This is a genomic window from Amycolatopsis sp. NPDC051903 (genome assembly GCF_044452505.1).
GTDB lineage: Bacteria > Actinomycetota > Actinomycetes > Mycobacteriales > Pseudonocardiaceae > Amycolatopsis.
In genome coordinates this window covers 32,429-56,081 of sequence record NZ_JBITBT010000042.1, presented here as the reverse complement: position 1 = coordinate 56,081, position 23,653 = coordinate 32,429, and the positions used below count along the sequence as shown (strand labels likewise).

The window sequence follows — 23,653 nt, the reverse complement described above, 5'->3', positions numbered from 1 at the left end:
TCGGGTCAGGTGCGGGGCTGGAACAGCTCGATCGGGTTGCCCGCGGGGTCGTCCAGCACGATCTGGCGGCCGCCGGGGCCGCTGACGACGTCGCTGCGGAACTCGACACCGGCCGCGCGCAGCCGGGCGACTTCGGCGTCGATGTCGTCGACGATCAGGTGGATGCGGTTCCAGCCACCCGGGCCGGGTTTGGTGCCGTCCGGCATCGCGCGGCCGGCCGAGCTCGCGGGGCCGCTCAGCAGCAGCCGCAGGTTCCCGCGGGTCACGTCGGCGAACGCGGGGGCGAAGTGCGTGCGCACGGTGAACCCGAAGTTCTTGGTGTAGAAGGCGATCGCGGCGTCGACGTCGTCGACGAGGTAGCGCACGCTCACCAGTGTTTCCAGGTCGGTGGTCATGATCGGCTCTCCTCAGCTTCGGTGGCGAGGGACAGCGGCAGGAACCGGATCCGGGTGTCCAGCTCGGCGGCGGTGCGCTGGAACGCGGGCAGCGTGTCCCCGGCGGGATCGGGTTCGCGCGCCGGATCGGGCAGGCTCCAGTGGATCGTCACGGGCCGGCCGGGGAACTCCGGGCGGACCTCGCGGACGCGGTCGCACAGGCTGACCACCCAGTCGAACCGCTTGTGCCGCACCGAATCCAGGTGGGTCGGCTCGTGTTCGAGCGTGATGCCGTACTCGGCGGCCACGCGCACGGCGTTGGGGTGCAACGGTTTCGGGTGGCTGCCGGCGCTGGCCACCTCGACCGCGCCCCGGGACCGGTGCCGTAGCAACGCTTCCGCCAGCGGGGACCGCCCGCTGTTGCCGGTGCACAGGAACAGCACCCGGGCGCGCGCCGGTCGCCGCCGCGCCGGCGAGCCGAGCGCCGGGTGCAACGCCGCCCCGGCCTCGGCCCACGCGTCGGCGCACCGCGCGAGGTCCAGGTGGTAGTAGCTGTCCCGCCCGTCGTAGCTGCTGCGCCGCGCGGTCACCAGCCCCGCCGCCCGCAGTTGCCGCAGGTGGTAGGAGACGAGGTTCTGCGGCTGCTCGAGCGCCGCCACCAGTTCGCGCACCCGCCGGTCACTGCCGGCCAGCTCCCGCGCCAGCCGCCAGCGCACCGGATCGGCCAGCAACCGCACGAACGACGGCGGCCCATCGGACGACAACACCGCCTGAAAATACATCAACCTGGTTTGATGGATCAACCCCAAGGCGGCGCGGGTGGTGATCGAGACCGCCCCGACCTCGGGAAGCATTGCTGCACCCGGTGGTTCAGGCGGTCGGGTTCTGCTCGGGGCGGCCGGTGATCCAGCGGGCGGCCAGCAGCCCCGACGCGGCGGTGAGGACGGCGGCGGCGATGACCGTGGCGTTGAGCCCGAGGGCGTCGGCGAGCAGACCGGCGAGGAGGGCGCCGGCGGCGTACCCGGTGTCGCGCCAGAAGCGGTAGGTGCCGAGGGCGTTGGCACGCCAGGCCGGGTGGGCGTGGTCGGAGATGGCGGCGATGAGCGCCGGGTAGACCATGGCGGTGCCGAGCCCGAGGGCGGTGGCGGAGAGGATCCCGGCGAGCAGCGGCCAGTGCAGCAGAGCCAGGGCGAGGACGAAACCGCCGGCTTGCACGAGCATGCCGGTGACGATGAGGGGTTTGCGGCCGATGCGGTCCGACAGCTGGCCGGTGGGGATCTGGCCGAGGCCCCACAACAGGGGGTAAAGCCCCTTGATGAGCCCGACGGCGGCGAACCCGAGGCCGTGGTCGGTGAACAGCAGGGGGAACACGCCCCAGGTGAGGCCGTCGTTGAGGTTGTTGACGAAACCGGCCTGGCTGGCGCCGCGCAGGGAGCGCTCGCGCCAGGTGGTGCGGGCGAAGGTGGCGGCGAGGCCGGTGCGCGTGTCGGTGCCGGGGCTGGGCCCGGGGTGCTGCGCGAGTTCGAGGGCGACGTGGGCGGCGGTGTCGCGGACGACGAGGGACAACGCGAGGCCGGCAGCGACGAAGACGACGCCGATGAGCTCGGGGACCGGGCGCAGGCCGTGGGTGGTGGCGAGGTAGCCGGTGAGCAGCGCGACGCTGCCGACGGCGACGTAGCCGGCGGCTTCGTTGAGCCCGGTGGCGAGGCCGCGGCGGGTGGGGCCGACGAGGTCGATCTTCATGTTGACGGTCATGGACCACGTCAGGCCCTGGTTGAGGCCGAGGAGCACGTTGGCGGCGACGATCCAGCCCCACGCCGGGGCCCAGGCGAGCGCGAACGGGACCGGGATGCCCAGGAGCCAGCCGGTGATCAGCAGCCGGCGGCGGGTGTAGCGGGCCGTGAGGGCGCCGGCGGCGAGGTTGGTGGCTGCTTTGGTCACGCCGAAGGCGATGATGAACGAGAAGACGGCGAGGTCGCTGGTCAGGCCGAAGGTTTCGGTGCCGATGAGGGGCACCGTGGTGCGCTCCAGGCCGACGAGGGCACCGACGCAGACGTTGACGACGACCAGCAGGCTGAACTGCAGCCAGTTCTCCCGCAGGCCGAGCCGGACCGGCTCGGCGGCGTGGGTGGCGGCGTTGTTCACCGTGGCCCTTCTCCGGCATCGAGCCGCAGGTCGTGGGCGTGGGCGTAGTCGGCCGGGCCGCCCTGCAGGACGGTCAGGTCGGTGCGTCCCGCGCGTTCGAGGATGCTGGCGGCGGTCATGGCGCGCTCGCCGTGTCCACACGCGACGATCGCGCCCGGCGGGACGTCGGCCGCGCGCGCGGCGAGGGACCCGAGTTCGAGGTGCACGGCGGCGGGCACGTGACCGGCGCGGAATTCACTGGCTTGGCGCACGTCGAGGTACGGCTGCCCGCCGACGTGCGCGGCGTCGGCGAACGCGGTGGTGGAGTGCGGGCCGTCTTCGGCGTGCCACGCGGCCATGCCCCCGGCCAGCTGGCCCGCGAGGCGTTCGTAGCCGATCTTGTAGGCGGGCCAGACGAGATCGCCGACTTCTTGGTCGAGGTTGAGCACGAACACGAGTGGCGCGGTGTCGGGCAGCAGCCAGCCGAGCCAGGTGGCGAACTGGTCCCGCAGCGGGATGGAAAGGGCGCCGGGAATGTGGCCGGCCGCGAAATCGGCCGCCGGGCGCACGTCGACGACGTGGCCGCCGGCGGCGAGGTGGGCGCGGACGTCGGCGGCGGTGAGCGCGGGCAGGGCCGGGGTGCCGTCCACGACGGCGGGGCCGCGGCGGTTGACCTCGGCCAGGTGGTCGAAGTAGCGCGGGTAGCTGCCGAGTCCGGCGACCAGTGCGCGCACGAACGCGTCTTCGTCGGGCGCGGCCAGCAGCGGGTTGGCGAGCTTCTGCGCGCCGATGGTGGTGGTGCGCTCGGCGCCCGGCGGGGCCGAGCAGAACGAGCCGGCGCCGTGCGTGGGCCAGACGGCGACGTCGTCGGGCAGGGTGATCAGCCGGTGCAGTGAGCGGTACTGGTCGCGCGCGAGCTCTTCGGTGCGGCCGGCGCCCAGCAGATCGGGGCGCGCGGCGGAGTTCACGATCAGGGACCCGCCGGTGAACACGCCCAGTTCGCGGGCGCCGTCGAGCAGCAGGAACGCCAGGTGCTCGTCGGTGTGGCCCGGGGTGGCCAGCGCGCGCAGGGTGAGCCCGCCCAGGTCGACCTCGTCGCCGTCGGCGAGCCCGGTGTGCGCGAACTCGCGCCTCCCGGCGGCCGACGCCAGCACCGTCGCGCCGTGGTCGTGGGCCAGCTGCACGGCGCCGGAGAGGAAGTCCGCGTGCAGGTGGGTGTCGGCCGCGAACGCGACCCGCAACCCGCGTCCGGCCGCCGCGGCGTGCAGGCCTCTCAGGTCCCGGCTGGCGTCCAGGGCCAGTGCCCGGCCGTCGCCGAGGTCCACGAGGTAGGAGCTGTTGCCCAGGCCTTCGTCGACCAGCGGGATCAGGTGCTCGGTGGAGAAGCTCACGACGTGCCTCCTCGTAGTCGGGTCGGTCGGCCGACGGTCCGGTGTTGGGCTACGCTATTCCATGGATTTATGGAGGATAGTCCATGAGCAGGCGTGACGTAGTAGATCCGGCCACGAAGTCGCGGGCGAAGGCCGAGTTGTACGCGGCGTTCGCGGCCAGCGGCAAGGCGCTGGCCAACGGCACCCGGCTCGAGCTGCTGGACCTGCTCGCGCAGGGTGAGCGGACGGTGGACGCGCTCGCGGCGGCGGCCGGGCTCAACCTGACCACCGCGTCGGCGCACCTGCAGACGCTCAAGCAGGCGGGGTTCGTGGCGACCCGTCGCGACGGCGTGCGCGTGCACTACCGGCTGGCCGGCGACGACGTCGCGCAGCTGTTGGCGCTGCTGCGCACGGTCGCTCTCACGCACCAGGCCGCGGTTTCTCCCGCCCGCGACGCCTACCTCGGGCTCGGCGCCGGAACCGATCCGGCGCGGGCCACCGAGATCACCCGCGAGCAGCTGCGCGACCGGGCCGCGGCGGGACACGTGGTCGTGCTGGACGTGCGGCCGGCGCACGAGTACGCCGCCGGGCACATCCCCGGCGCGGTCAGCATCCCGGTCGAGGAGCTGGCCGAGCGGATCACCGAACTGCCCGAGGGGGCGGAGATCGTGGTGTACTGCCGCGGCGAGTTCTGCGTGCTGGCCTACGACGCGGTGCGGCTGCTGACCGACCGCGGCCGCCACGCCATCCGCCTCGACGACGGCATGCTCGAGTGGCGGCTGGCCGACCTGCCGGTCGACACCGGCGAACTCGCCTGAGCACCGGGCCTCGACACCCGGCGTCGAGTTCGGCTGCGGCACAAGGGCTTCCGGACCGCGAAGCCCTCCGGTGAAAGCTTCGCCTCTGGCGCTCACTACCCCTGGGGGGTACAACGGCAGGGTGGCGGTGACGGGTGCCGCCGGACCACGAGCGAGCCAGGGAGACGGCAGCGATGCGCGACCACACCGCTCAGGCGAACACTTCCGAGACGGTGGTCCTCGACGTACGGGGGCTCTTGCGGGCGTCCGAGCAGGCAGTCGTGGCGACCCGGCTCGGACGGCAGCCGGGGGTGGTGGCGCTCGACGTGAACCCGGTCGCCCAGACGGCGACGGTGACCTTCGACCCCGCGCGCACCTCGGTGGCGGATCTTCGGCGGTGGGTGATCGAGTGCGGTTACCACTGCGCAGGGCGATCCGTGCCGCACCACGTCTGTGATCCGCTGTCCGAGCCCGGTCCCCCCGATGCGGATTTTCGGGTACCCGAGCATGCGCCGTCTGTCCACGACGGAATGGACCACAGTGGACACGACGGGATGTCGATGGCGTCGATGACGGCCGATCTGCGCAACCGGTTCCTGGTCGCGCTGGTGTTCTCGGTCCCGATCGTGCTGTGGTCGCCGATCGGGACCGCGGTGTTCGGCCTGGATCTGCCGGTGCCGTTCGGCTGGCGCGCGGACGTCTGGGCGCTGGTGCTGAGCCTGCCGGTGGTCTTCTACGCCAGCTGGATCTTCTTCGCCGGAGCCGTGCGGGCCCTGCGCGCGCGGACCCTCGACATGATGGTGCTGGTCGCCGTCGCGGTGGCCGCGGGGTGGCTGTACTCGCTGGTGGTGACCCTCACCGGCGGTGGTGAGGTGTTCTACGAAGCGGCCACGGTGCTGGCCGCGTTCGTCCTGCTCGGGCACTGGTTCGAGATGCGCGCCCGTGGCGGGGCCAATGACGCGATCCGCACGCTGCTCGACCTCGCTCCGCCGAAGGCCGTTGTGCTGCGGGACGGCGAGGAGATCGAGATCCCCACCGCCGAGGTGGTGGCCGGGGACCTGCTGCTGGTGCGGCCCGGTGCCAAGCTCGCGGTCGACGGCGTGGTCGAGGCCGGCGAGAGCGAGGTGGACGAGTCGATGGTCACCGGGGAAAGCCTGCCCGTTCCGAAGGTGGCGGGCAGCCCGGTGATCGGGGCGACCATCAACACCACCGGCGCCCTGCGGGTGCGGGCCACCAAAGTCGGCTCCGGCACGGCGCTGGCGCAGATCGTCGAGCTCGTCCAGCGGGCCCAGAACTCGAAGGCACCGGGTCAGCGGCTGGCGGATCGCGCGGCGTTCTGGCTCGTGTTCGTCGCTCTCGTCGGTGGTGCGGCGACGCTGGTGGCCTGGCTGCTGGCGGGCAGCCCGTTCGCCGCGGCGATCCTGTTCGCCATCACGGTCGTCGTGATCACCTGCCCGGACGCGCTCGGCCTCGCGACGCCGACCGCGATCATGGTCGGCACCGGACTCGGCGCAAAGCGGGGCGTGCTGGTGAAGAACGCGCTGGCGCTGGAGACCTCGGCGAAGATCGAGGTCGTCGTGCTGGACAAGACCGGCACCCTCACCCGGGGCGAACCCGAGGTCACCGACGTGGTCACCGCCGCCGGAACCAGCGAGCTCGAGCTGCTGCGGCTGGTCGCCGCGGTGGAGCGGGAATCCGAGCACCCCCTCGCCGAGGCGATCGTCCGCTACGCCGACGCCCGGGCGCCGGCGGCGGCCCGCGCGGTGCGGTTCGAGAACGTGCCGGGGCACGGCGCGATCGCCGAGGTCGACGGCCGCCGGGTCGTGGTTGGTACGGCGCGCCTGTTGCGGCGCGAAGGCATCGACCCGGGGGAGCTGATGAGCCGGCGCGTTGAGCTGGCCGCTACCGGGCGCACCGCGGTGCTCGCCGCCGTCGACGGTGCCGCGGCGGGGATCCTGGGCCTCGCCGACGCACCCCGGGACACGTCGGCCGCCGCCGTGGCCGAGCTGCACGCGCTGGGGATCGAAGTCGTCATGCTGACGGGCGACAACCAAGCCACCGCCGAGCGGATCGCCCGCCGGCTCGGCATCGACACCGTGCTCGCCGACGTTCTTCCCGGCGACAAGGCGGCCGAGGTCGCCGATCTGCAGGCGGCCGGGCGCCGGGTCGCCATGGTCGGCGACGGGGTCAACGACGCGCCCGCGCTGGCCCAGGCCGACCTCGGCATCGCCATCGGGGCGGGCACCGACGTCGCGATCGAGACCGCCGACGTCGTGCTGATGCGCTCGGACCCGCTCGACGTCCCCACCGCCCTGCGCATCGGCCGCGGCACGCTGCGCAAGATGCGCCAGAACCTCGGCTGGGCCATCGGCTACAACGCGATCGCCCTGCCCATCGCGGCCGGGGTGTTCGACCCGGCGTTCGGTCTGGTGCTGCGACCCGAGATCGCCGCGCTGGCGATGTCGGGCTCCAGTTTCATCGTCGCCGTCAACGCGCTGACCCTGAAGCGGCTTCGCCTGCCGGACGCGGGCACGGCGGACCAGGTCGCGGCGGAGAGCGCCGAACCCGCCGACGTCGCGGCGGCGCGGCCGTGAACTCGCTTCCAGCCGGGGGGCGGGGCTGCCGCTTCCGTCAGCCGCGCGGCGCGCACCTGATCACGCCAGCTCCGGCGAGGCAGAGCACCGCGCCGATGACATCGAAGCGGTCGGGCCGGTAGCCGTCGGCGAGCACGCCCCACAGAATTGATCCCACGACGAACACCCCACTGCAGGCGGCGAGGATGCGGCCGACCCGGGCGTCGGGTTGGAGGGTCGAGACGAACCCTCAGCGGCCCAGGGCGACGACCCCGCCGGCGATCCGGGCCCAGCCGCGGTGGTCGCGAATTCCTTGCCACACCAGCCAAGCGCCGCCGATTTCGAAGACCGCGGCCGGCGCGAACGGCCCTCTCGGGGAACCAGGGCCGGGTCAGCGAGCGGTGCTGAACACGTCGGCCAGCAGGGGAGCCGCCTCGGCCGGTGCGCGCACCTCGAACTCCAGCCCGCCGCCCGCGAACCGCAGCGTGAAGGTACAAAACGCGCAGCAGTCCTGCTTGGCGGCGGCCACGCGGCCCGCCGACTCGGCCGCGAGCCGGAACTCCAGCCTGCCGTCGAAGGCTTCGCGCTCGGCGCCGGCGAGCAACTCCCGCCACTGCACGCCGCGCTCAGCCTGCGCACTGCCGGTCACCGTGCAGGCGATCGGCACGGGCTCCGGCCGGTGTGCGCTGAGGTCGGTTGCCGGCTGGCCCTGCTGCAGGAAGCCGCACCTGGGGTCGCAGCGCCCGGGGCGGGGTGGTCCGTCGATCTCGGCCATGCGGGCCAGCAGCATCGGGCGCAGCCGGGACCGTAAACGTTCCAGCCGCTCGAAGGTCAAGCCCGCACGGCGCCCGTCGCTACCCGATCAACTGTTCAGCCCTTGCTGATAGATCAGCCACGGCTGTACTGTTCGGGCCATGCTGACGTGTGAAACGCGGGGTGCCGCGCTGGCGCGGCTGGGCAAGGCGCTGGCCGACCCGACCCGGTGCCGGATCCTGGTGGCGCTGCTCGACGGCGTGCACTACCCGGGCCGGCTCGCCGAACAGCTGGAGCTGTCCCGGTCGAACGTGTCGAACCACCTGGCGTGCCTGCGCGGCTGCGGCCTCGTGATCGCGACCTACGAGGGCCGGCAGGTGCGCTACGAACTGGCCGACGCGCACCTGCAGAAGGCGCTGAGCGAGCTCGTCCACGTGGTGCTGGCGGTCGACTCCGAGGAACCGTGCCTGAACGACGAGCCCGTCGCGACCACCGCGAGGGTGGCCCGGTGAGCGACTCCCGTGAGCCACTGAACCTGCCGCTCAGCACGCAGCCGGCGGAGTGCGCGGACGACTGCTGTGCCGCGGCTCCTCAGGCACCGGCACCGGTGTCCGCCGCGCGCCGGGCGGTGCTGTCGCGCCGGGTGCGGCTGCTGGTCGCGAGCACGATCGCCTACAACGTGGTCGAAGCGGTCGTGGCGATCTCCGCCGGCTCCGTCGCGTCGTCGACAGCGCTGATCGGCTTCGGGCTGGACTCGGTGATCGAGGTTGCCTCGGCCGCGGCCGTGGCCTGGCAGTTTTCCGGGCGTGATCCCGAATCGCGCGAGCGCGCCGCGCTGAAAGTGATCGCCCTGTCGTTCTTCGCGCTGGCCGCCTACGTGGCCGTCGAATCGATCCGCAGCCTGGCCGGGGGCGAGTCCGCCGGGCACTCGACCGTGGGCATCGTGCTCGCGGCCGTGTCGCTGCTCGTGATGCCGGTCCTGTCCCACGTCCAGCGCCGCGCCGGGCGCGAGCTCGGCTCGGCCAGCGCGGTTGCCGACTCGAAGCAGACCTTGCTGTGCACCTACCTGTCCGGTGTCCTGCTCGCCGGGTTGCTGCTCAACTCTCTGTTCGGCTGGTCCTGGGCCGATCCGATCGTCGCGCTGGTCATCGCGGCCGTGGCCGTCAAGGAAGGTCGCGAAGCCTGGCGCGGCGAGCACTGCTGCTGAAGCCGTCGGCTATCTCTCCGCGGTGGCGCCGGCTAGTGCCGTGACCCGTCCGAACCTGCCGGGGGAGTGCTGCGGTAGCGGCGCAGCACGGCAGCCGCGCCGTCGAGGAACCGGAGCACGGTCTCCTGCTGGTCGGCGGTCAGGTCGCCCGTCAGCGCGGCGAGGTCGTGGACCAGAGGCGCGAGGACCGTCCGCACCTCCTGCTGCGCGGAGTCGGTGACGCGGAGGGCGACGCGGCGGCCGTCGCTGGGGTGCGGGGTGCGGGTGACGTGCCCGGCGGTTTCGAGCCGGTCGACGAGCACGGCGGCCGAGGCGGAGCGGATGCGCAGGAGCCGGGCCAGTTCGACCGTGCCGGTCGGGTGGTCGGAGCGGGCGAGGTGCTGCAGCGCCTCGGCGTCGGTGGTATGGATGCCCAGCTGCGCCGCCAGGAAGTCCTGCGTCGGGCTCGCCTCCGCGAGGAGGTCGCGCAGGGCGCGGCCGATCCGCTCGCCGCCGTTCGTCATGCGGGTCAGGGTAGCGGTCGCTAGTCTTTCTAGGGAAATTGGCTAGACTATCTAGCGAGGTGAGCTCGTGGTGGACGTCGTCATCGCCGGCGGAGGGCCGGGCGGCATGGTGCTCGGGTACCTGCTGGCGCGGGCCGGGGTCGAGGTGACCGTGCTGGAGTCGCGGCAGGACTTCGACCGGGACTTCCGCGGGGATTCGCTGCACCCGTACACGTTGGAACTCCTCGATCAGCTCGGGCTGGCCGACGACCTGCTGCGGCTCGGCCACTACAAGGCGCGCTCGTTCCGCTTCCACACCACGAAAGCCTCCTTCAGCGTCGCGGCGTACGACCGGCTCGACACGCCGTTCGACTACGTCGCCTTGATGCCACAGGCGCGCTTCCTCGACTTCCTCGCGGCCGAGGCGGCCCGGTTGCCGACGTTCTCCCTGGAGCTGGGCGCGAAGGTCACCGGTCTGCTGACGGACGAAACGGGCGTGGTCGCGGGAGTCCGGCACCGTCGCGGGGAGATCCGCTGCGAGCTCCTGGTCGGCGCGGACGGGCGCTTCTCCACGGTGCGCCGGCTGGCCGGCCTGCCCGCGCGGTCGCTCGGCGCCACGACCGACATCCTGTGGTTCCGCCTCCCGCGCGACCCGGCCGACCCGCCCGGGGCCGACCTCGAGCTGTACTTCGGCCCGGAGAGCTACCTCGGCGTGCTCGGCGGCGTTCGCGACTGGCAGGTCGGCTACAGCGTCGCGAAAGGCGACTACGCGCGCCTGCGCGAGCGGGGGATCGAACCGGTCCGCGAGTTCGTCCGCGCCCGGGTGCCGTGGCTGGCCGACCGCGTGCACCTCCTGACCGACTTCGCCCAGACCACGCTGCTGTCGGTCGACATCTCCCGCGTGGACCGCTGGTACCGCCCGGGCCTGCTCCTGCTCGGCGACGCCGCCCACGTCATTTCCCCGGTCGGCGGCAACGGCATCCTCATGGCCGTGCAGGACGCCGTCGCCGCGGCCAACCGCCTCGTGCCCGCCTTCCGCCACGGCACCCCGGCCACCGAGGACCTCGCCGCGATCCAGCGCGACCGCTTGCCGGCGATCGAAAAGGTGCAGGCCCAGCAGGTCCGCGTCGAACGCCGCTCCGCCCGGGCCCGGGCGCGCGGCCGCGGTGCCGAGCCACCCGCCTTCCTGCGCCGCCTGTTCGCCATTCCGGCGCTGCGCGCGAAAGGCGCCCGGGACAACGCCTACGGCCCCTACCCGCCTCGCCTGGACCCGGTGGTGCTGTCGGCGCCCTGATCTCTCCCCGCCGGCAGCCGGCCGCAGGCGAAGTACGTGAGCGGCCCGGCGAAGTTGACGGCGATCACCGCCGCCCACAAGGGTTTCGGGCCGCGGACCTGATCCGCCGGGCGGTGCGCGAGGTCGCACCACGCCGTCGCGGCCAGAGCGAGCTGGACGGCCGCGGCACCCTTCACGACCCGCTGCTCGCCGGGGGAGAGGTCGGCCCACCGGCGCCGGCCGGTGCGCCCGGCCGCTTGATGACGTTCCCGCGGCACGCGTGGCTCCCTTCGTTGTCGCAGCACCTTGGCGGCGACGGTGGACCGGGGTTCAGCGTCCGAGCGCGGCGCGCCGGCGTTCGTACTCGTCCTGATCGATCTCCCCGCGGGCGAACCGCTCGCGCAGGATCCCCACGGCCGAGTCTTCCGGCGAAGGGGCCTTCGGAGTCCGCCGGATCAGCAGCGCCGTGACGACCGCGGCGACGGCGAACAAGACCAGCAGTCCGACGATCACCAGGACGAGTCCGATCCAGCCGCCTCCGTCTCCGTAGTGCCAGTAAGACATTTCGCCCACCTCCGATCAGTGCCACCGGCCGGCGCCACCGGGCAGCTGCGCCGTGTCGAGCGGTGCCAGCACGTCCGCCAGGTCGCGGCGCGGAGTGGCGGGCAGGGGGTCCGCGTTCGCGGGCGCCCAGCCGACGCGGAGCACCATCTGCGGGAAGCTGCCGGCGGAGACCTTCTGCTCCACGGTGCGGCGGACGTCCGGCAGTTCGAGCGGCTCGGTCAGGGGACAAGACGCCAGCCCGAAGGCGGTGGCCGTGAGCAGTGCCGCGCTGGTGGCTTCCCCGGCGCGCAGCCGGGACATCAGGTCGTCGGACGCGGTGCTCAGCACCAGGAGCACGGTTTCGTCGTCCTCGGTGGCGGCGCCGGGCTCTTCGGCCAGTTCGGGGTCGGCGAACGGCCGCGCCGGCAGCGTCCCCGGGGTGCCGTCCGGCAGCGGGGTGTTGCGCGAGGGCACTCCGTCGGGAGCGGCGCGCCGGCCGCTCCACGCCGCCAGCTCCAGGCGGTACGCGGGATCGGCGTTGTGCCGCTGCGAAGCTTCTTCGATGGCCGTGGCCAGGTAGTAGCGCTCGGCGCCCTCGGCGACCCGCAGCACGACGCCCTCGTCGGCGACCGCTTCGGCGATCGGTTCGAGGTACCCGCGCGGAACTCCCCACGAGCTGTGGCGGCGCCGGTCGGTGCGGCGCCGCGGGATGGCGGCGGCGAGCGCGACCTCGCCGGCCGTGGGCTCGCGGCGGCGGAACTCGATCGCGGCGAGGTGATCCGGCTCCGCGGGATTGGGCAGGCGGTGCACGTCGGCCTCCCAGCCCAGTGCGGCGAAGCCGATGCGCGCGTGGTGCAGCGCCGCGCCACAGCTGATCAGGAGGTCCCGCCGGTCGGGGTCGGTCTGCGGAAGCCGGCGCGCAGGGTCGGCGTAGAGGTGGAGCGTGCGGTAGCCGACGGCCCAGCGCCAGGGCTGGGAGTTGTGCACCGAGGGGGCGCGGACGGCCATGGCCACCGCGGTGTTGACGGTGAAGCTGTCGGGGTGTCCGTGGTCCATGCCGCGCCCGCCTCGTCGTGTCGGGAGGTCGTCGGCTCGAACGTGCCACTCGCGGACCGTCCCCTTGGAGAGTCGGAGTTCCCCGGGCGGTGGGACTTTCGCCGCACGATGGCCGTGGTGGGCGCCGTGGCCTGGACGAGGTGTGCGGGTGGTGATCGGAGAGGTTGGTCGTGTGACGACACGATCTGATTGATCTTGATAGGCGAAGACCTCCGGTGGTGTGGAGCTGTCTGACGGCATCCACCCGCTCACCGGAGGTCTTCGTGGTCCACGCTGACGCAGCACCTGACTCCACGCGCTCGTCTGAAATCGGCGCGGTTGGTCGTCGATGAACACTGGCCGGTCGCGCGTGCCGCAGAACGGTTCCAGGTGTCCTGGCCGACCGCGAACCGCGGGGCCCAGCGGTCCGACAGGCCGGTGAGCACACCATGACCGATCGCTCCAGCCGGCCGCAGCACAGCCCCCGCCGGACACCACCGGCACCGACAGTACGAGCGACCGTGCACCTGCGCTTTAAACACAAGCTCGGCGCGGTTCCCATCGCCGCCCGCATCGGTTGGGCACCCGCGACCGCGCACCAGGTCCGGCGATGCCGGATCAACCGGCTCTCCCACATCGACCGGGTCACCGGCGAACTGGTCCGCGCCTGCGAACACCCCCACCCCGATCGCTGGTCCACGTCGACGTCAAGAACCTCGGCAACATTCCGACCAGGGCGGATGGCGGTTCGTCGGTCGCCACCAGGGCAGGCACAACCGAGCCGCCACACCCGGTAAACTTCGCGACGCCTACCGCAACCCGAAGATCGGGACCTCGTTCGTGCACACCGTGCTCGGCGACCATTCCCGCGTCGCCTACGCCGAAATCCACGACGACGAAACCGCCGCGACCGCCACCGGACCCGCCCTATCAGCCCCAGACCAACGGCAATACAGCTAGAGGTTCGGGGTTTCGACCACCACGGTCGTGGATTTGATGATCGCCACCGCCAGAGACCCCGGCACCAGGCCCAGGTCACGCACGGCCTCCGTGCTCATCAGCGACACCACGCGCTCCCGGCCGCACTGCAGTTCGACCTGGGCCATGACCGTGTCGGCGGTGATGTGGGTGACGAGGCCGACCAGGCGGTTGCGCGCCGAGCGCAGCACGGGCGACGGGTCACGCACCGGCTCGGCCTGGTGCTGGGCGAGCTCGGCGAGGTCGGCACCCTCGATGACGGAGCGCCCGGCGTGGTCCTTGGTCGCGGCGACGGCGCCGGCGTCGATCTGGCGGCGGAGGGTGTCGTCGCTGATCCCGAGCAGCTTGGCGGCCTCGGAGATCCGGTACTGCGGCATCGGGCGAGTATAGGCGGCTAGACTCGGGCCGGCCGCGACTGGCGAGGGTGGACGACCACCGGGGAGCGGCCGTGACCGGACGCGAGCGTCGACCGCCTGGGCGCCTCCGTCAGCGAAACCGCTGAGGAGGGCACGAAGTGGACTTGCGCTACGGCACCAACCCGCACCAGACGGCCCAGGCCGCGCCCGTGACGCCCGGCCGGTGGCCGCTGCGGGTGGTGCACGGGGAACCGTCCTACGTCAACGTGCTGGACGCGCTCACCGCGTGGCAGCTCGTGCAGCAGGCGGCAGGGGCGCTGGGCAAGCCCGCCGCCGCGTCGTTCAAGCACGTGTCCCCGGCGGGGGCGGCGGTGGCGGGGCCGGTGGACGACGTGGTCACGAACCGCTCCGGCGTCAGGCCTGTCGCGGGCGCGTACCTGCGCGCGCGGGACGCCGACCCGAAATCGTCCTATGGGGACTTTGCGGCGGTTTCGCACCCGGTCGACGAAGAGCTCGCCGAGGTGCTGAGCGGCGTGGTGTCCGACGGGATCATCGCGCCGGGCTACGAACCCGGCACGGTCGAGCGGCTCAGCCGCAAGAAGAGCGGGCGGTTCCTCGTCCTCGAGGCCGATGCGGCGTTCGTCCCGCCGCAGCGGGAAGAACGCGAGGCTTTCGGCCTCCGCCTCACCCAGGACCGGGACCGGACGCCGATCTCCGCGGCACTGCTGGGGAACACCGAGCTGCCGGACGACGCCGTCGAAGACCTCTTGCTGGGACTGGTGGTCGTGCGCTTCACCCAGTCCAATTCGGTCTGCTACGTCCGCGGCGGCAGGACGCTGGGGATCGGCGCCGGTCAGCAGTCCCGGGTGGACTGCACACGGCTCGCCGGAGCGAAGACCGCCACGTGGTGGCTCCGCCGCCACCCGGCCGTCCGCGCGCTCACCTTCCGGCCGGAGGTCCGCCGGCAGGACCGCATCACCTGGCGGATCCGCTTCGCCGAGGGCGACCTGACCCCGGACGAAACCCGCCGCCTCGCCGACGCGCTGACCGAGCCGGCCGGCGAGCTCACCGCCGGGGACCGCACGAGCTGGCTGGCCGCACTCGAGGGCGTCGCCTTCGTTTCGGACGGCGCCCTCCCGTTCCGGGACAACGTCGACCACGCACGCCGGCACGGGGTCCGTTACCTCGCCGAACCGGGAGGGTCCGTCCGCTCACCCGAGGTCGAGGCGGCCTGCCGCGAGCACGGGATCACACTCGTCCACACAGGACTGAGGTTGTTCCACCACTGAACGGGGCGTGGGAGGGCCGGGCCGGCTCTCCCACACCGTCACATGTTCTTCGCGCCCGTCACGATCGCCTCGCGGATCCGGGCGTACGTGCCGCAGCGGCAGATGTTGCGGATCTCGTCGAGGTCCTCGTCGGACACGTCGCGCCCGGCCGCGCGGGCCTGGCGCACCTTGGCGACCGCGGCCATGATCTGGCCGGGCTGGCAGTAGCCGCACTGGGCGACGTCCATCTGCAGCCACGCTTCCTGCATGGGGTGCAGGTCCTGGCCGACGGTGGCGGGCAGCCCTTCGATCGTGGTGATCTCGTCGGTCGCCTCGATCTTCGAGACGGGCACCGAGCACGGGTTGAAGGCCTTGCCGTTGATGTGGCTGGTGCACGCCTTGCAGACGTCGAGCCCGCAGCCGTACTTGGGGCCCTTGACGCCGAGCCGGTCGCGCAGCACCCACAGGAGCCGCTCCGTGTCTTCGGCCTCCACGGTGACCTGCTCGCCGTTGAGCTTGAAGGTGTGTTGGGGCACAGGGGACTCCTAGAAGGCGTGGTCGAGACCGTCGACGGGGGAGGGCGGGGTGGAGGGTTCGAGCGGCAGCGGCTCGAAGCTGAGCGTGCCGTGGTTGATCGGGAACGTGGTCGGCACCTTGCCCACCGCACGCGCGTATGCGCACGCCACGGCCGCGAACGACGGCGCGACGGCCAGCTCGCCGGCGCCGGACGGGGAGTCCGAGGTGTTCGGCATGATGACGATCTTCGTTTCGAGCGGCGTGTTCCACTCGCGGGTGTAGAAGTAGTTGTCCCAGCTGCCTTCGAGCGGGATGCCGTCCTTGATGTGCAGGCTGGACGTCAGGCACATCGCGATGCCGTCGTTGAGACCGCCGATCATCTGCGCTTCCAGACCGCGCGGGTTGATCGCGAAGCCGGGGTCGACGACCACGAGCGCCTTGGTCACGCGCGGACCGGTGACGCCTTCGGTGACCTTGCGGTTCACCGTCTCGGGCCGGCAGTCGATCTCGATCAGCACCGCGACGGCGCCCTTGTACTCCGAGTGCAGCGCGATGCCCTGGGCCGTGCCCGCCGGCATCTTGCGGCCCCATTCGCCGACCTGCACGGCCTTGTCGAGCACCGCGCGCAGCCGGGGATCGCGCAGGAAGTCGCGCCGGAACTGCACGGGGTCCTTGCCCATCTTGGCCGCCAGCTGGTCGACCACGAGCTCCTCGGCCGTGACCACGTTCGGCGAGTAGATGTTGCGCATGCTGCCGGTGTTGAACTTCAGCGGGATCTCGTTCAGCAGCTGCGTGGTCACGCCGAAGTTGTACGGCGAAGACTGCGACAGCTCGAAGATCGACTCCGCGAAGCTGAGGTTGCCCCCGATGGGCAGCTTCGAGGCCGTCGACGTGATCATCTCGCCGAGGCCGTGGCTGAACTCCGTCTGGACGCTGGTGTGGCGCTGCTCGAAGCTCACGACGTTGCCGAGCGCGTAGGTGGCGCGGACGCGCGACACGCACATCGGGTGCACGCGGCCCTGGCGGAAGTCGTCGGTGCGCGACCACATGAGCTTGACCGCTTTGCCCATCTTCTTCGACGCCTCGGCGGCTTCGAGCGCCGCGTCGTGGAACAGGTGCCGGCCGAACGAGCCGCCGCCCTGCGTCACGTGCACGGTGACCGAGCTCTGCGGCAGTCCCACGGCCTGCGCGATCTGCTCCTGCGCCACGATCGGCACCTTGAGGCACGACCAGATCTCGGCGCGGTCCTCGCGCACGTCGGCGATCGCCGAACCCGTCTCGAGCGGGCTGTTGCTGGCGAACGCGAAGGTGAACTCCGCGTCGATCGACTGCGTCAGCACACCGGGCACGGCCAGCGGCAGCTGCGCGGCCTTGAGCTTCTTCAGCACGGTCGCGTCGGACTCGCCGTCGACGGTGCCCGGACCCCAGGTCACCTTCAGCGCGCGGATCGCGTCGATGCACAGGCTGAAGGTCTCGGCCCGCACCGCCACGCCGTGCGAGATCGCCGCGATGTCGGTGACGCCCGGCATCGCCTTGACCTCGGCCTCGTTGTCGATCGAGCGCGGGGTGCCGTTGATCGTCGGCGGGCGCGCGACCATCGTCGGCAGCGCGCCGGGGACGTCGAGGTCCAGGGTGTACTGCTTGCGGCCGGTCACCGCCTCGAGCGCGTCGATGCGGTTCTGCGCCGTGCCGAGCACCGTGAACGCCGAGCTCGGCTTGAGCTGCGCCGTGGCGGTGGCCGTCTTCGCGGCGGCCGCGGCCTTCGACAGCGAGCCGTAGGACGCCTGCTTCCCGCTGGAGTGGTGGACCACGCCGTCGGCGGTGCGCAGCTCGGACTCCGGCACGCCCCACTGCGCCGCGGCGGCCGCGACGAGGCGCGAGCGGGCGATCGCGGACGCGGTGCGGATCGGCGTGTACATGCTGCGCATCGAGTTCGACCCGCCGGTGAGCTGGTTCATCAGCAGCTCCGGGCGGGCGTCGGCGAGCGTGACGTCGATCTGCGAAAGTGGCAGGTCGAGCTCTTCGGCGACGATCATCGCCACCGCCGTGGTCATGCCCTGGCCCACCTCGCACCGCGGCACGGCGAACGCCGCGCGCCCGTCGGTTCCGATGTGGACGGTGATGAGGCCGGACGTGGGAGCGGCGGCGAGGTTCTGCAGATCGCCGAGGTCGAAGAGGTCCTCGGGCTGCGGCAGCGTGGGGATCGCCGCGTCGGCTTCCTGCGGTGCCAGGGAGGATTGGGTGATCTGCGCGGCGACGGCGAGTGTCGGCGCCGCCAGCACGAACCCGAGGAAACGGCGGCGGCCGAAGTTCCGGGGCGCGTCCGGGGCCGGCCGGGTGTACTGGTCCTGCTGTGCCATGTGCGGCGGGTTCCTCTCGAACGACGTTGTCGGAGAAGTGCGCGGGGAGTGTTCGGGGCGCGCCGCAGTGTTACACGCATCACCCCGCGACACCATGACCTGGCTGCCTACTTTTGGCGTAACGCGGCTGTGCGCGGCGCACAACCACCGCCACTCACGCGGGGCGCCGCGGCGGGAGGAACGGCAGCGCGCGCACGACGAGGGCCAGCTCAAGCGGGATGTCGCCGCTGTCGAGGCGGCGCCCGGTGAGCACCTCGACCCGGTGCATCCGGTTGAGCACCGTGTTGCGGTGGCAGTGCAGCAGCTGGCCGGCGCGCGTGGCCGATCCGCCCGTTTCCACCCACGTAGCGAGGGTTTGCAGCAGAACGCGCCGTTCGTCTCCGGCCAGGTCCAGCAGTCCGCGCAGCCACTGCTGCATCAGCGAAGCGGTGAGCTCCGGTGAGCTCAGCAGCATCGCCTCGGGCAGCCGCTCGGCCAGGCACACCACGGCTTCGTAACCGTGCGGCACGGTCCGCAGCGCGAGGACGGCCTGCCGGTGAGCGGTGTGCACCTCGGCGAGCCCGTCGACGACGAGCGAAACGCCCACGGGTCCGCGGACGGCGCCCAGGACCTTCGTGAGGTCCGCGGTGCCGGACGCCGGCAGCGCGGCGAGCCCCACGAGCACGTCGGCGCGCACCTGCCACGCCGAGCGGATACCCGCGTCGTCGAGGCCGCGGCCGAGTTCCTCGGTGAGCTCGCTCGTCGCGAGCCGCCCTGGCGCGGTGACCGCGGCGTACGCCCCGTCCACCGGCAGCCGGAGGATCCGCGCCGCTTCGTAGGCGAACGCGGCGTCGGACGCACGGCCCTGCAGCAGCCCTTCCCACAGCGCCGCTCGACGCTGCTCGTCGGCGCGGACCAGCGTCTGCTCGGCGGCGTGGTAGGACGCCGCGACCTGGGCCGAGAGCGCGTCGACCAGCTCCCAGATCCGGGTCGCGAGGTCGAGCAGGTCGTCGGGATCGGCCGCGTGCTCGGCGCGGGCCTCGGCGATGAAGGCCTGCCACAGCAGCCGGCCGCCGATGCGGAACGACCGCAGCAGGTCGTCCAGCGGCAGCCGCTGCTGCGCGCGCCGCTGCCCGGTCGCGCGGGCGGCGTCGAAGAACTGGGCCGTCCGCTCGGCCTCGTCACCGCACTCGGCCACGAGCTGCAGCACGCGCTCGAGGTTGTCGTGGCACGACTTCCACAGGTCGTCGTCGGGCACGACGTTGAGCTGCCGGTAACCCGGGTTCTGGTCGTTGATGGTCCCGACCAGCTCGTCCGTCAGGTCACCGACCCGGCCCAGCAGCGCGGTGGCCAGCACGTGCGCCGCCGCGGCCTGCGGTCCCTCCTGGGGTTCTCCAGAGCCCACGGCACACCACCACCCCGACGTCGACGGCCTCGCGGCCGGGCCTCGATGCTAGCCCGCTGGAGTGCCGGTCGCGGGCTGAGCGCCCGCGTCGCCGCCGAGTCCACTGTGGAGAGTGCGCCGGGCGGGTCAGCCCGCTACGCCGTACCCGTTGCGGGACCGCAGTTCCTGGGACAGGCTGCCGGCCAAACCGGACAATTCCGCAGCCGTTTCGAGCAGCCGGGGTGCGAGTTCCTCCATGCGCGAGTCCGGCAGCTGCAGGCTCGGCCCGGCGATGCTGACGACTCCCAGCGGCGCCCCGTTGTCGGGATCGACCAGGGGAGTGGCCATCGCCGAGATGCCCTCCTCGACGCTGTCGTGGACGCGGGCCCAGCCCTTCGCACGCGCCTCCTGGATCCGGGCCTGGACCTCGGCGAGGCTGGTGGGCGCGTTGTGGCCGGCGGGATAGCGCTCGTCGTAGTCCTGGCGCGCGACCAGGCGCAGGGCGTCGTTGTCGCTGAGGCCCGACAGCCACGCGACACCGCTGGCGGTGGAGGCGAACGGGACCTCCGAGCCGTGATCGGGGTCGTACCGCAGGCCGGCGCGGGCGCCCTGGGATTTGGCGACCCACAGCAGCTGCTCGCCGTCCACGAGACCGAGGCGCACGAGCTGGCCGGACTCCGTGGCGAGCCGCGCGAGCACGGGTACGGCGAGCTCGAAGATCGTGCTGCTGGCCAGGTGCTTGAGGCCGAGGCTGACGATCCGGAGGGTGAGCGCGTAGTTGCCGGTGGGCTCGTGCTGCCGTGCGAACCCCTCCTCGACGAGGGTGACCAGGATCCGGTGGGCCGCACTCTTGGGCAGGTCCACGGCCTCCGCGATCCGGGCGAGGGGCAGGCCCTCCGGGTGGCCGACCAGGCACTGCAGCACGCCCAGCCCGCGCGCCAACGCCCCTGCTGCCATGGGTTCCCCGCTCTCCGCCGCGCCGAGGTCCGGCCACCGCGGCCGGGCGCGCTCGGGTTGGTCATCGGTCGATTGACATCGTATCAGAACGGTGTTCCACTCTTGAAGACCGTTCCATCTTGTGGTGCACTGTCGCCCTCGCGGAGACACCGGGCCCACCCGGGGCCGGGTTCCGAGAACCGAAAAGGAGCCGACGATGACTCCCGCCGACACCGTGCGCGAGCACCTCGCCTGACCCGTCCGGAGCGCGACGATGACCAGTGGCAGCGAAGCCACCGTCCCGAGTGGACGGAACCCGCGGCGCCGAGGCGCCCGCAGTTCTTGCGGGGCACCGCTTTCTCGCCGGCGGCGCGCCGGACGGCACCGCCGGCAGCCACGTCGCGCCTGAATTCCCGCACCACTTCTCGCGGCCACCGAGGCCGCGAACTCGGCCGCACCTTTCGAACAAAGGAGTTTGGATGTCTTCGTCGCTGTCGGCAGCACAGGACGCGCCCCCGCCGAAGGACGCCCGGCCGCCCGCGCCGCCGCCCGCCGGACGCTCGGCCGCGGCGCGCCGGCGGCGGGTGCGGCAGCGGATCTGGAGCGTCGTCCCGATCGCCACGTTCGTCGGCATCATCGCGCTCTGGGCGCTGGTCGTCGCCGTGCTGAACATCCCGGCCTACCTGCTGCCGAGCCCGTGGGCGGTGTTCGAGCAGATCTTCACCGGCTGGCCCGTGCTGTGGGAGAACGCGCAGACGACGATCGCCGAGGTCCTGCTCGGCTTCGGCATTTCGATCGTGATCGCGATCCCGCTGGGGCTGCTGGTCGCCCGGTCGCTCGCGGCGAAGCAGATCATCTACCCGCCGGTGATGCTCGTGCAGCTCGTGCCGAAGGTCGCCGTCGCGCCGCTGTTCGTGGTGTGGCTCGGGCTCGGCTTCAGCTCGAAGCTCCTGCTGACCGTGCTGATGACCTTCTTCCCGTTGCTCGTCTCCAGCATCAGCGGCTTCTCCATCCTGGACACCCGGCTGCTGTACCTGACGCGGTCGATGGGGGCGAGCGGCTGGCAGACGTTCCGCTTCCTGCGGTTCCCGGCCGCGCTCCCGGTGATCTTCTCCGGGCTCAAGACGTCGGCCACGATGGCGGCCACCGCCGCGATCGTCGCCGAGTTCGTGGGGTCCAACAGCGGGCTCGGGTACGTGCTGCTGCAAGCCACCAACACCCTCGACGCCACGACCGTCTTCGCGGTCCTGGTGCTGCTGACGCTGCTCGGCGTGGTGCTGAACTACCTCGTCGAGCTGATCGAGTTCCTGCTGACCCCGTGGCAGCGCGCCAAGCTCACCTGATGCGGCGCCCGCAGTCTCCCCGAATCCCCTCCCTGAAACCGAAAGGTCTTCCCATGCACGCCGCCATCAGAAAGGCCCTCGCCGCCGGTGTCGCCGTCGTCGTCGCGACGCTCGGCGTCGCCTGCTCCTCCGACGGCTCCGGGGCCTCGTCCGCCGGCTCGGGCGGGACGAAGCTCAGCTTCCAGCTGAACTTCCCGCCGGGCGGCTCGAACGCCGGGTTCGCCGCGGCGCTCGAGGAGGGCTACTACAAGGCCGCCGGCCTCGACGTCACGATCGTGCCCGGCACCGGCTCGTCGCTGACCGCGCAGATGGTCGCCTCCGGGCAGGCCTCGATCGGCTACGCCGACTCCACCGCCACCGCGCAGCTGATCGCCAAGCAGGCGCCGCTGTCGGTGCTGGCCACGGTGTACCAGTCGAACCCGAACGCGGTCCTCGCCCTCCCGGGCAGCGGCATCCGGTCGGTCGGCGACCTGAAGGGCAAGAAGGTGGGCACCCCGGTCCCGTCGTCCCAGGCGACGATGCTGCCGCTGTTCCTCTCGGCCAACGGACTGTCCGCACAGGACGTCGACCTCGTGAACCTGGCGCCCACGTCGCTGGTCCAATCGCTGCTGCAGCACCGGGTCGACGCCATCCTCGGGTCGACGGACGCTTACCAGGTTCAGCTCGAGCAGCAGAACGCCGGGCAGCTGTTCGTCGCGCCGTTCGCGACCAACGGCGTGCCCACGGTCAGCACGTCGATCTTCGCCGACAAGGACTGGGCCTCCTCGCACGCGAACGAGGCGAAGGCGTTCGTCAAGGCGTCGTTGCAGGGCTGGCACTTCGCCGCCACGAACCCGGACAAGGCGACCGCGGACGTGAACAAGCTGTGGGGTGCCAAGGCGGACAAGGCTTCCGGTGCCGAGCTGAAGGCGATCATCGGCAGCAACCTGCTGTGCGCGGGCGGCGCCAAGTTCCTCGGCAAGGCCGAACCCGCCCAATGGGCCAAGACGCAGGACCTGCTCTCGCAGGTCGGGTTGCTGCCCAAGGGGATCGACCCGACCAAGTACTACACCTACGACTACCTGCCGGCCGATCTGCAGCCGTGCCCCGTCAAGTGAGGCCCGGCGTGATGACTCCGCGAACAGCACCCGCTTCCGGGAGGTCCCGATCATGACCGCCGCGCAGTCCGCCGGCTCCGAAACCCGGGCGGCGAGCACACCGATCGTCGTCGACGGCGTCGGCAAGGTCTTCGGCGAGGAGACCGACAAACCCTTCGAAGCCGTGCGGAACGTGTCGATGGACATCGCCCCGGGCGAGTTCGTCTCGGTCGTCGGCCCGTCCGGCTGCGGCAAGAGCACGCTGATGCTCATGGTCGCCGGCCTGCTGGAGCGCTCGGCCGGCACCATCACCGTGGGCGGCGAGCCCGTGACCGGCCCGATCACCGACGTCGGCATCGCGTTCCAGGACCACCTGCTGCTCGACTTCCGCACGGCGGAGAAGAACGTGTTGCTGCAGGCCGAGATCCGCGGGCTGGACCGGACGAAGCTGAAGGCCCGCTCCGACGAGCTGTTCGAGCAGTTGCGCCTCACCCAGGCCAAGTCGCGGTACCTGCGGCAGCTCTCGGGTGGCATGCGCCAGCGCGTCTCGCTCATCCGCACGCTGGTGCACGACCCGTCGGTGATCCTGATGGACGAGCCGTTCGGCGCGCTCGACGCCCTCACCCGGCTGCAGGTGCGCACCGACCTGGAAGCGCTGTGGCTCGAGCGGCGCCCGACGGTCGTGTTCATCACGCACTCGGTGGAGGAGGCCGTGGGCCTGTCCGACCGGATCTTCGTGATGAGCCCGAGCCCGGGGGAGATCGTCGACGAAGTCGTGGTCGAGCTGCCCCGGCCCCGGCCGATCGTGCTCGGCGAGTCGCCGGAGTTCTTCGCCTACGTGGACCGCATCTACAAGCAGTTCCAGCGGATGGGTGTCCTGCACGGGATCGAGGTGCCCACCACCGGCCGCGAGTCGTGACGGCGCT

Annotated in this window: 23 protein-coding genes and 2 pseudogenes; 10 read left to right on the top strand and 15 right to left on the bottom strand. The window is 72.1% G+C overall.

The window, feature by feature from the left end:
* Window positions 1-5 precede the first annotated feature (5 nt).
* The 4 genes from ACIA77_RS44350 to ACIA77_RS44335 form a co-directional block, all read right to left on the bottom strand.
* The gene (locus ACIA77_RS44350) at window positions 6-395 is read right to left on the bottom strand and encodes a VOC family protein (RefSeq protein ID WP_395892187.1); all 390 of its coding nucleotides are present in this window, start codon (window positions 393-395) and stop codon (window positions 6-8) included.
* Complete coding sequence (locus ACIA77_RS44345; protein ID WP_395892186.1) at window positions 392-1,156, bottom strand: metalloregulator ArsR/SmtB family transcription factor; 765 nt, start codon at window positions 1,154-1,156, stop codon at window positions 392-394. Before ACIA77_RS44345 ends, ACIA77_RS44350 begins: the two co-directional genes overlap by 4 nt.
* Window positions 1,157-1,244: 88 nt before the next feature.
* Window positions 1,245-2,519 (bottom strand): MFS transporter, encoded by a 1,275-nt coding sequence (locus tag ACIA77_RS44340; protein ID WP_395892185.1) that lies wholly within the window; start codon window positions 2,517-2,519, stop codon window positions 1,245-1,247.
* Window positions 2,516-3,889, bottom strand: coding sequence for a rhodanese-like domain-containing protein (locus tag ACIA77_RS44335; RefSeq protein ID WP_395892184.1), 1,374 nt, complete (start codon window positions 3,887-3,889; stop codon window positions 2,516-2,518). Before ACIA77_RS44335 ends, ACIA77_RS44340 begins: the two co-directional genes overlap by 4 nt.
* Before the next feature lie 83 nt (window positions 3,890-3,972).
* Between ACIA77_RS44335 and ACIA77_RS44330 the strand changes: the two genes are divergently transcribed.
* The gene (locus ACIA77_RS44330) at window positions 3,973-4,686 is read left to right on the top strand and encodes an ArsR/SmtB family transcription factor (RefSeq protein ID WP_395892183.1); all 714 of its coding nucleotides are present in this window, start codon (window positions 3,973-3,975) and stop codon (window positions 4,684-4,686) included.
* A gap of 173 nt (window positions 4,687-4,859) precedes the next feature.
* Window positions 4,860-7,259: a heavy metal translocating P-type ATPase gene (locus ACIA77_RS44325; protein ID WP_395892182.1), complete on the top strand. Its 2,400-nt coding sequence runs from the start codon at window positions 4,860-4,862 to the stop codon at window positions 7,257-7,259.
* A 37-nt stretch (window positions 7,260-7,296) separates the two neighbouring features.
* On the opposite strand, the pseudogene ACIA77_RS44320 reads toward ACIA77_RS44325, so the two are convergent.
* Window positions 7,297-7,602 (bottom strand): annotated as a pseudogene (locus ACIA77_RS44320) (YnfA family protein); the annotation flags it as partial.
* Window positions 7,603-7,629: 27 nt separating this feature from the next.
* Window positions 7,630-8,073, bottom strand: coding sequence for a hypothetical protein (locus tag ACIA77_RS44315; protein ID WP_395892181.1), 444 nt, complete (start codon window positions 8,071-8,073; stop codon window positions 7,630-7,632).
* Between the two features lie 79 nt (window positions 8,074-8,152).
* Here ACIA77_RS44315 and ACIA77_RS44310 point away from each other — a divergent pair, with 79 nt between their 5' ends.
* Window positions 8,153-8,503 carry an ArsR/SmtB family transcription factor gene (locus ACIA77_RS44310; RefSeq protein ID WP_395892180.1) on the top strand — a complete coding sequence of 117 codons (351 nt, stop codon included), beginning with the start codon at window positions 8,153-8,155 and terminating at the stop codon, window positions 8,501-8,503.
* The gene (locus tag ACIA77_RS44305) at window positions 8,500-9,198 is read left to right on the top strand and encodes a cation transporter (protein ID WP_395892179.1); all 699 of its coding nucleotides are present in this window, start codon (window positions 8,500-8,502) and stop codon (window positions 9,196-9,198) included. Before ACIA77_RS44310 ends, ACIA77_RS44305 begins: the two co-directional genes overlap by 4 nt.
* 32 nt (window positions 9,199-9,230) lie before the next feature.
* Here the strand turns inward: ACIA77_RS44305 and ACIA77_RS44300 are convergent, their stop codons facing one another.
* The gene (locus ACIA77_RS44300; RefSeq protein ID WP_395892178.1) at window positions 9,231-9,701 is read right to left on the bottom strand and encodes a MarR family winged helix-turn-helix transcriptional regulator; all 471 of its coding nucleotides are present in this window, start codon (window positions 9,699-9,701) and stop codon (window positions 9,231-9,233) included.
* 67 nt (window positions 9,702-9,768) lie between these two features.
* On the opposite strand from ACIA77_RS44300, the gene ACIA77_RS44295 reads away from it, so the two are divergent.
* Window positions 9,769-10,974, top strand: a complete 1,206-nt coding sequence (locus ACIA77_RS44295) for an FAD-dependent oxidoreductase (RefSeq protein ID WP_395892177.1) — start codon at window positions 9,769-9,771, stop codon at window positions 10,972-10,974.
* On the opposite strand, the gene ACIA77_RS44290 is transcribed toward ACIA77_RS44295, so the two are convergent.
* Genes ACIA77_RS44290 through ACIA77_RS44280 form a run of 3 tightly spaced genes read right to left on the bottom strand, consistent with a single transcriptional unit; the run spans window position 10,932 to window position 12,552 of the window.
* A complete protein-coding gene (locus ACIA77_RS44290) occupies window positions 10,932-11,231 on the bottom strand; it encodes a hypothetical protein (RefSeq protein WP_395892176.1) in 300 nt (99 codons plus the stop codon). The genes ACIA77_RS44295 and ACIA77_RS44290 overlap by 43 nt on opposite strands.
* A 52-nt stretch (window positions 11,232-11,283) precedes the next feature.
* On the bottom strand, window positions 11,284-11,517 hold the full coding sequence (locus ACIA77_RS44285) for an SHOCT domain-containing protein (RefSeq protein WP_395892175.1): 234 nt from the start codon (window positions 11,515-11,517) through the stop codon (window positions 11,284-11,286).
* A 15-nt stretch (window positions 11,518-11,532) separates the two neighbouring features.
* On the bottom strand, window positions 11,533-12,552 hold the full coding sequence (locus ACIA77_RS44280; RefSeq protein WP_395892174.1) for an Acg family FMN-binding oxidoreductase: 1,020 nt from the start codon (window positions 12,550-12,552) through the stop codon (window positions 11,533-11,535).
* 273 nt (window positions 12,553-12,825) lie between these two features.
* Here ACIA77_RS44280 and ACIA77_RS44275 point away from each other — a divergent pair.
* Window positions 12,826-13,446, top strand: a pseudogene (locus ACIA77_RS44275) (IS481 family transposase); the annotation flags it as partial.
* A gap of 41 nt (window positions 13,447-13,487) precedes the next feature.
* Here the strand turns inward: ACIA77_RS44275 and ACIA77_RS44270 are convergent.
* Window positions 13,488-13,886, bottom strand: coding sequence for a molybdopterin-binding protein (locus tag ACIA77_RS44270; RefSeq protein WP_395892173.1), 399 nt, complete (start codon window positions 13,884-13,886; stop codon window positions 13,488-13,490).
* Window positions 13,887-14,023: 137 nt separating this feature from the next.
* Here ACIA77_RS44270 and ACIA77_RS44265 point away from each other — a divergent pair, with 137 nt between their 5' ends.
* Entirely contained in the window at window positions 14,024-15,154 is a 1,131-nt protein-coding gene (locus ACIA77_RS44265) for a phosphoribosylaminoimidazolecarboxamide formyltransferase (protein ID WP_395892172.1), read from the top strand.
* 38 nt (window positions 15,155-15,192) lie between these two features.
* Here ACIA77_RS44265 and ACIA77_RS44260 read toward each other — a convergent pair whose 3' ends face one another.
* The 4 genes from ACIA77_RS44260 to ACIA77_RS44245 all read right to left on the bottom strand — a co-directional run bounded on the left by ACIA77_RS44260 (window position 15,193) and on the right by ACIA77_RS44245 (window position 20,329).
* Window positions 15,193-15,669, bottom strand: coding sequence for a (2Fe-2S)-binding protein (locus ACIA77_RS44260; protein WP_395892171.1), 477 nt, complete (start codon window positions 15,667-15,669; stop codon window positions 15,193-15,195).
* A 9-nt stretch (window positions 15,670-15,678) separates the two neighbouring features.
* Window positions 15,679-18,009 (bottom strand): molybdopterin cofactor-binding domain-containing protein, encoded by a 2,331-nt coding sequence (locus ACIA77_RS44255; RefSeq protein ID WP_395892170.1) that lies wholly within the window; start codon window positions 18,007-18,009, stop codon window positions 15,679-15,681.
* 154 nt (window positions 18,010-18,163) lie between these two features.
* A complete protein-coding gene (locus ACIA77_RS44250) occupies window positions 18,164-19,393 on the bottom strand; it encodes a PucR family transcriptional regulator (RefSeq protein WP_395892169.1) in 1,230 nt (409 codons plus the stop codon).
* 126 nt (window positions 19,394-19,519) lie between these two features.
* A complete protein-coding gene (locus tag ACIA77_RS44245) occupies window positions 19,520-20,329 on the bottom strand; it encodes an IclR family transcriptional regulator (RefSeq protein ID WP_395892168.1) in 810 nt (269 codons plus the stop codon).
* Window positions 20,330-20,787: 458 nt separating this feature from the next.
* On the opposite strand from ACIA77_RS44245, the gene ACIA77_RS44240 reads away from it, so the two are divergent.
* From ACIA77_RS44240 to ACIA77_RS44230, 3 genes are read left to right on the top strand one after another with little or no spacing between them, the layout of a single operon-like run.
* On the top strand, window positions 20,788-21,651 hold the full coding sequence (locus ACIA77_RS44240) for an ABC transporter permease (RefSeq protein WP_395892167.1): 864 nt from the start codon (window positions 20,788-20,790) through the stop codon (window positions 21,649-21,651).
* Between the two features lie 53 nt (window positions 21,652-21,704).
* Complete coding sequence (locus ACIA77_RS44235; RefSeq protein ID WP_395892166.1) at window positions 21,705-22,748, top strand: ABC transporter substrate-binding protein; 1,044 nt, start codon at window positions 21,705-21,707, stop codon at window positions 22,746-22,748.
* Between the two features lie 52 nt (window positions 22,749-22,800).
* Entirely contained in the window at window positions 22,801-23,646 is an 846-nt protein-coding gene (locus ACIA77_RS44230) for an ABC transporter ATP-binding protein (RefSeq protein WP_395892165.1), read from the top strand.
* Window positions 23,647-23,653: the final 7 nt, after the last annotated feature.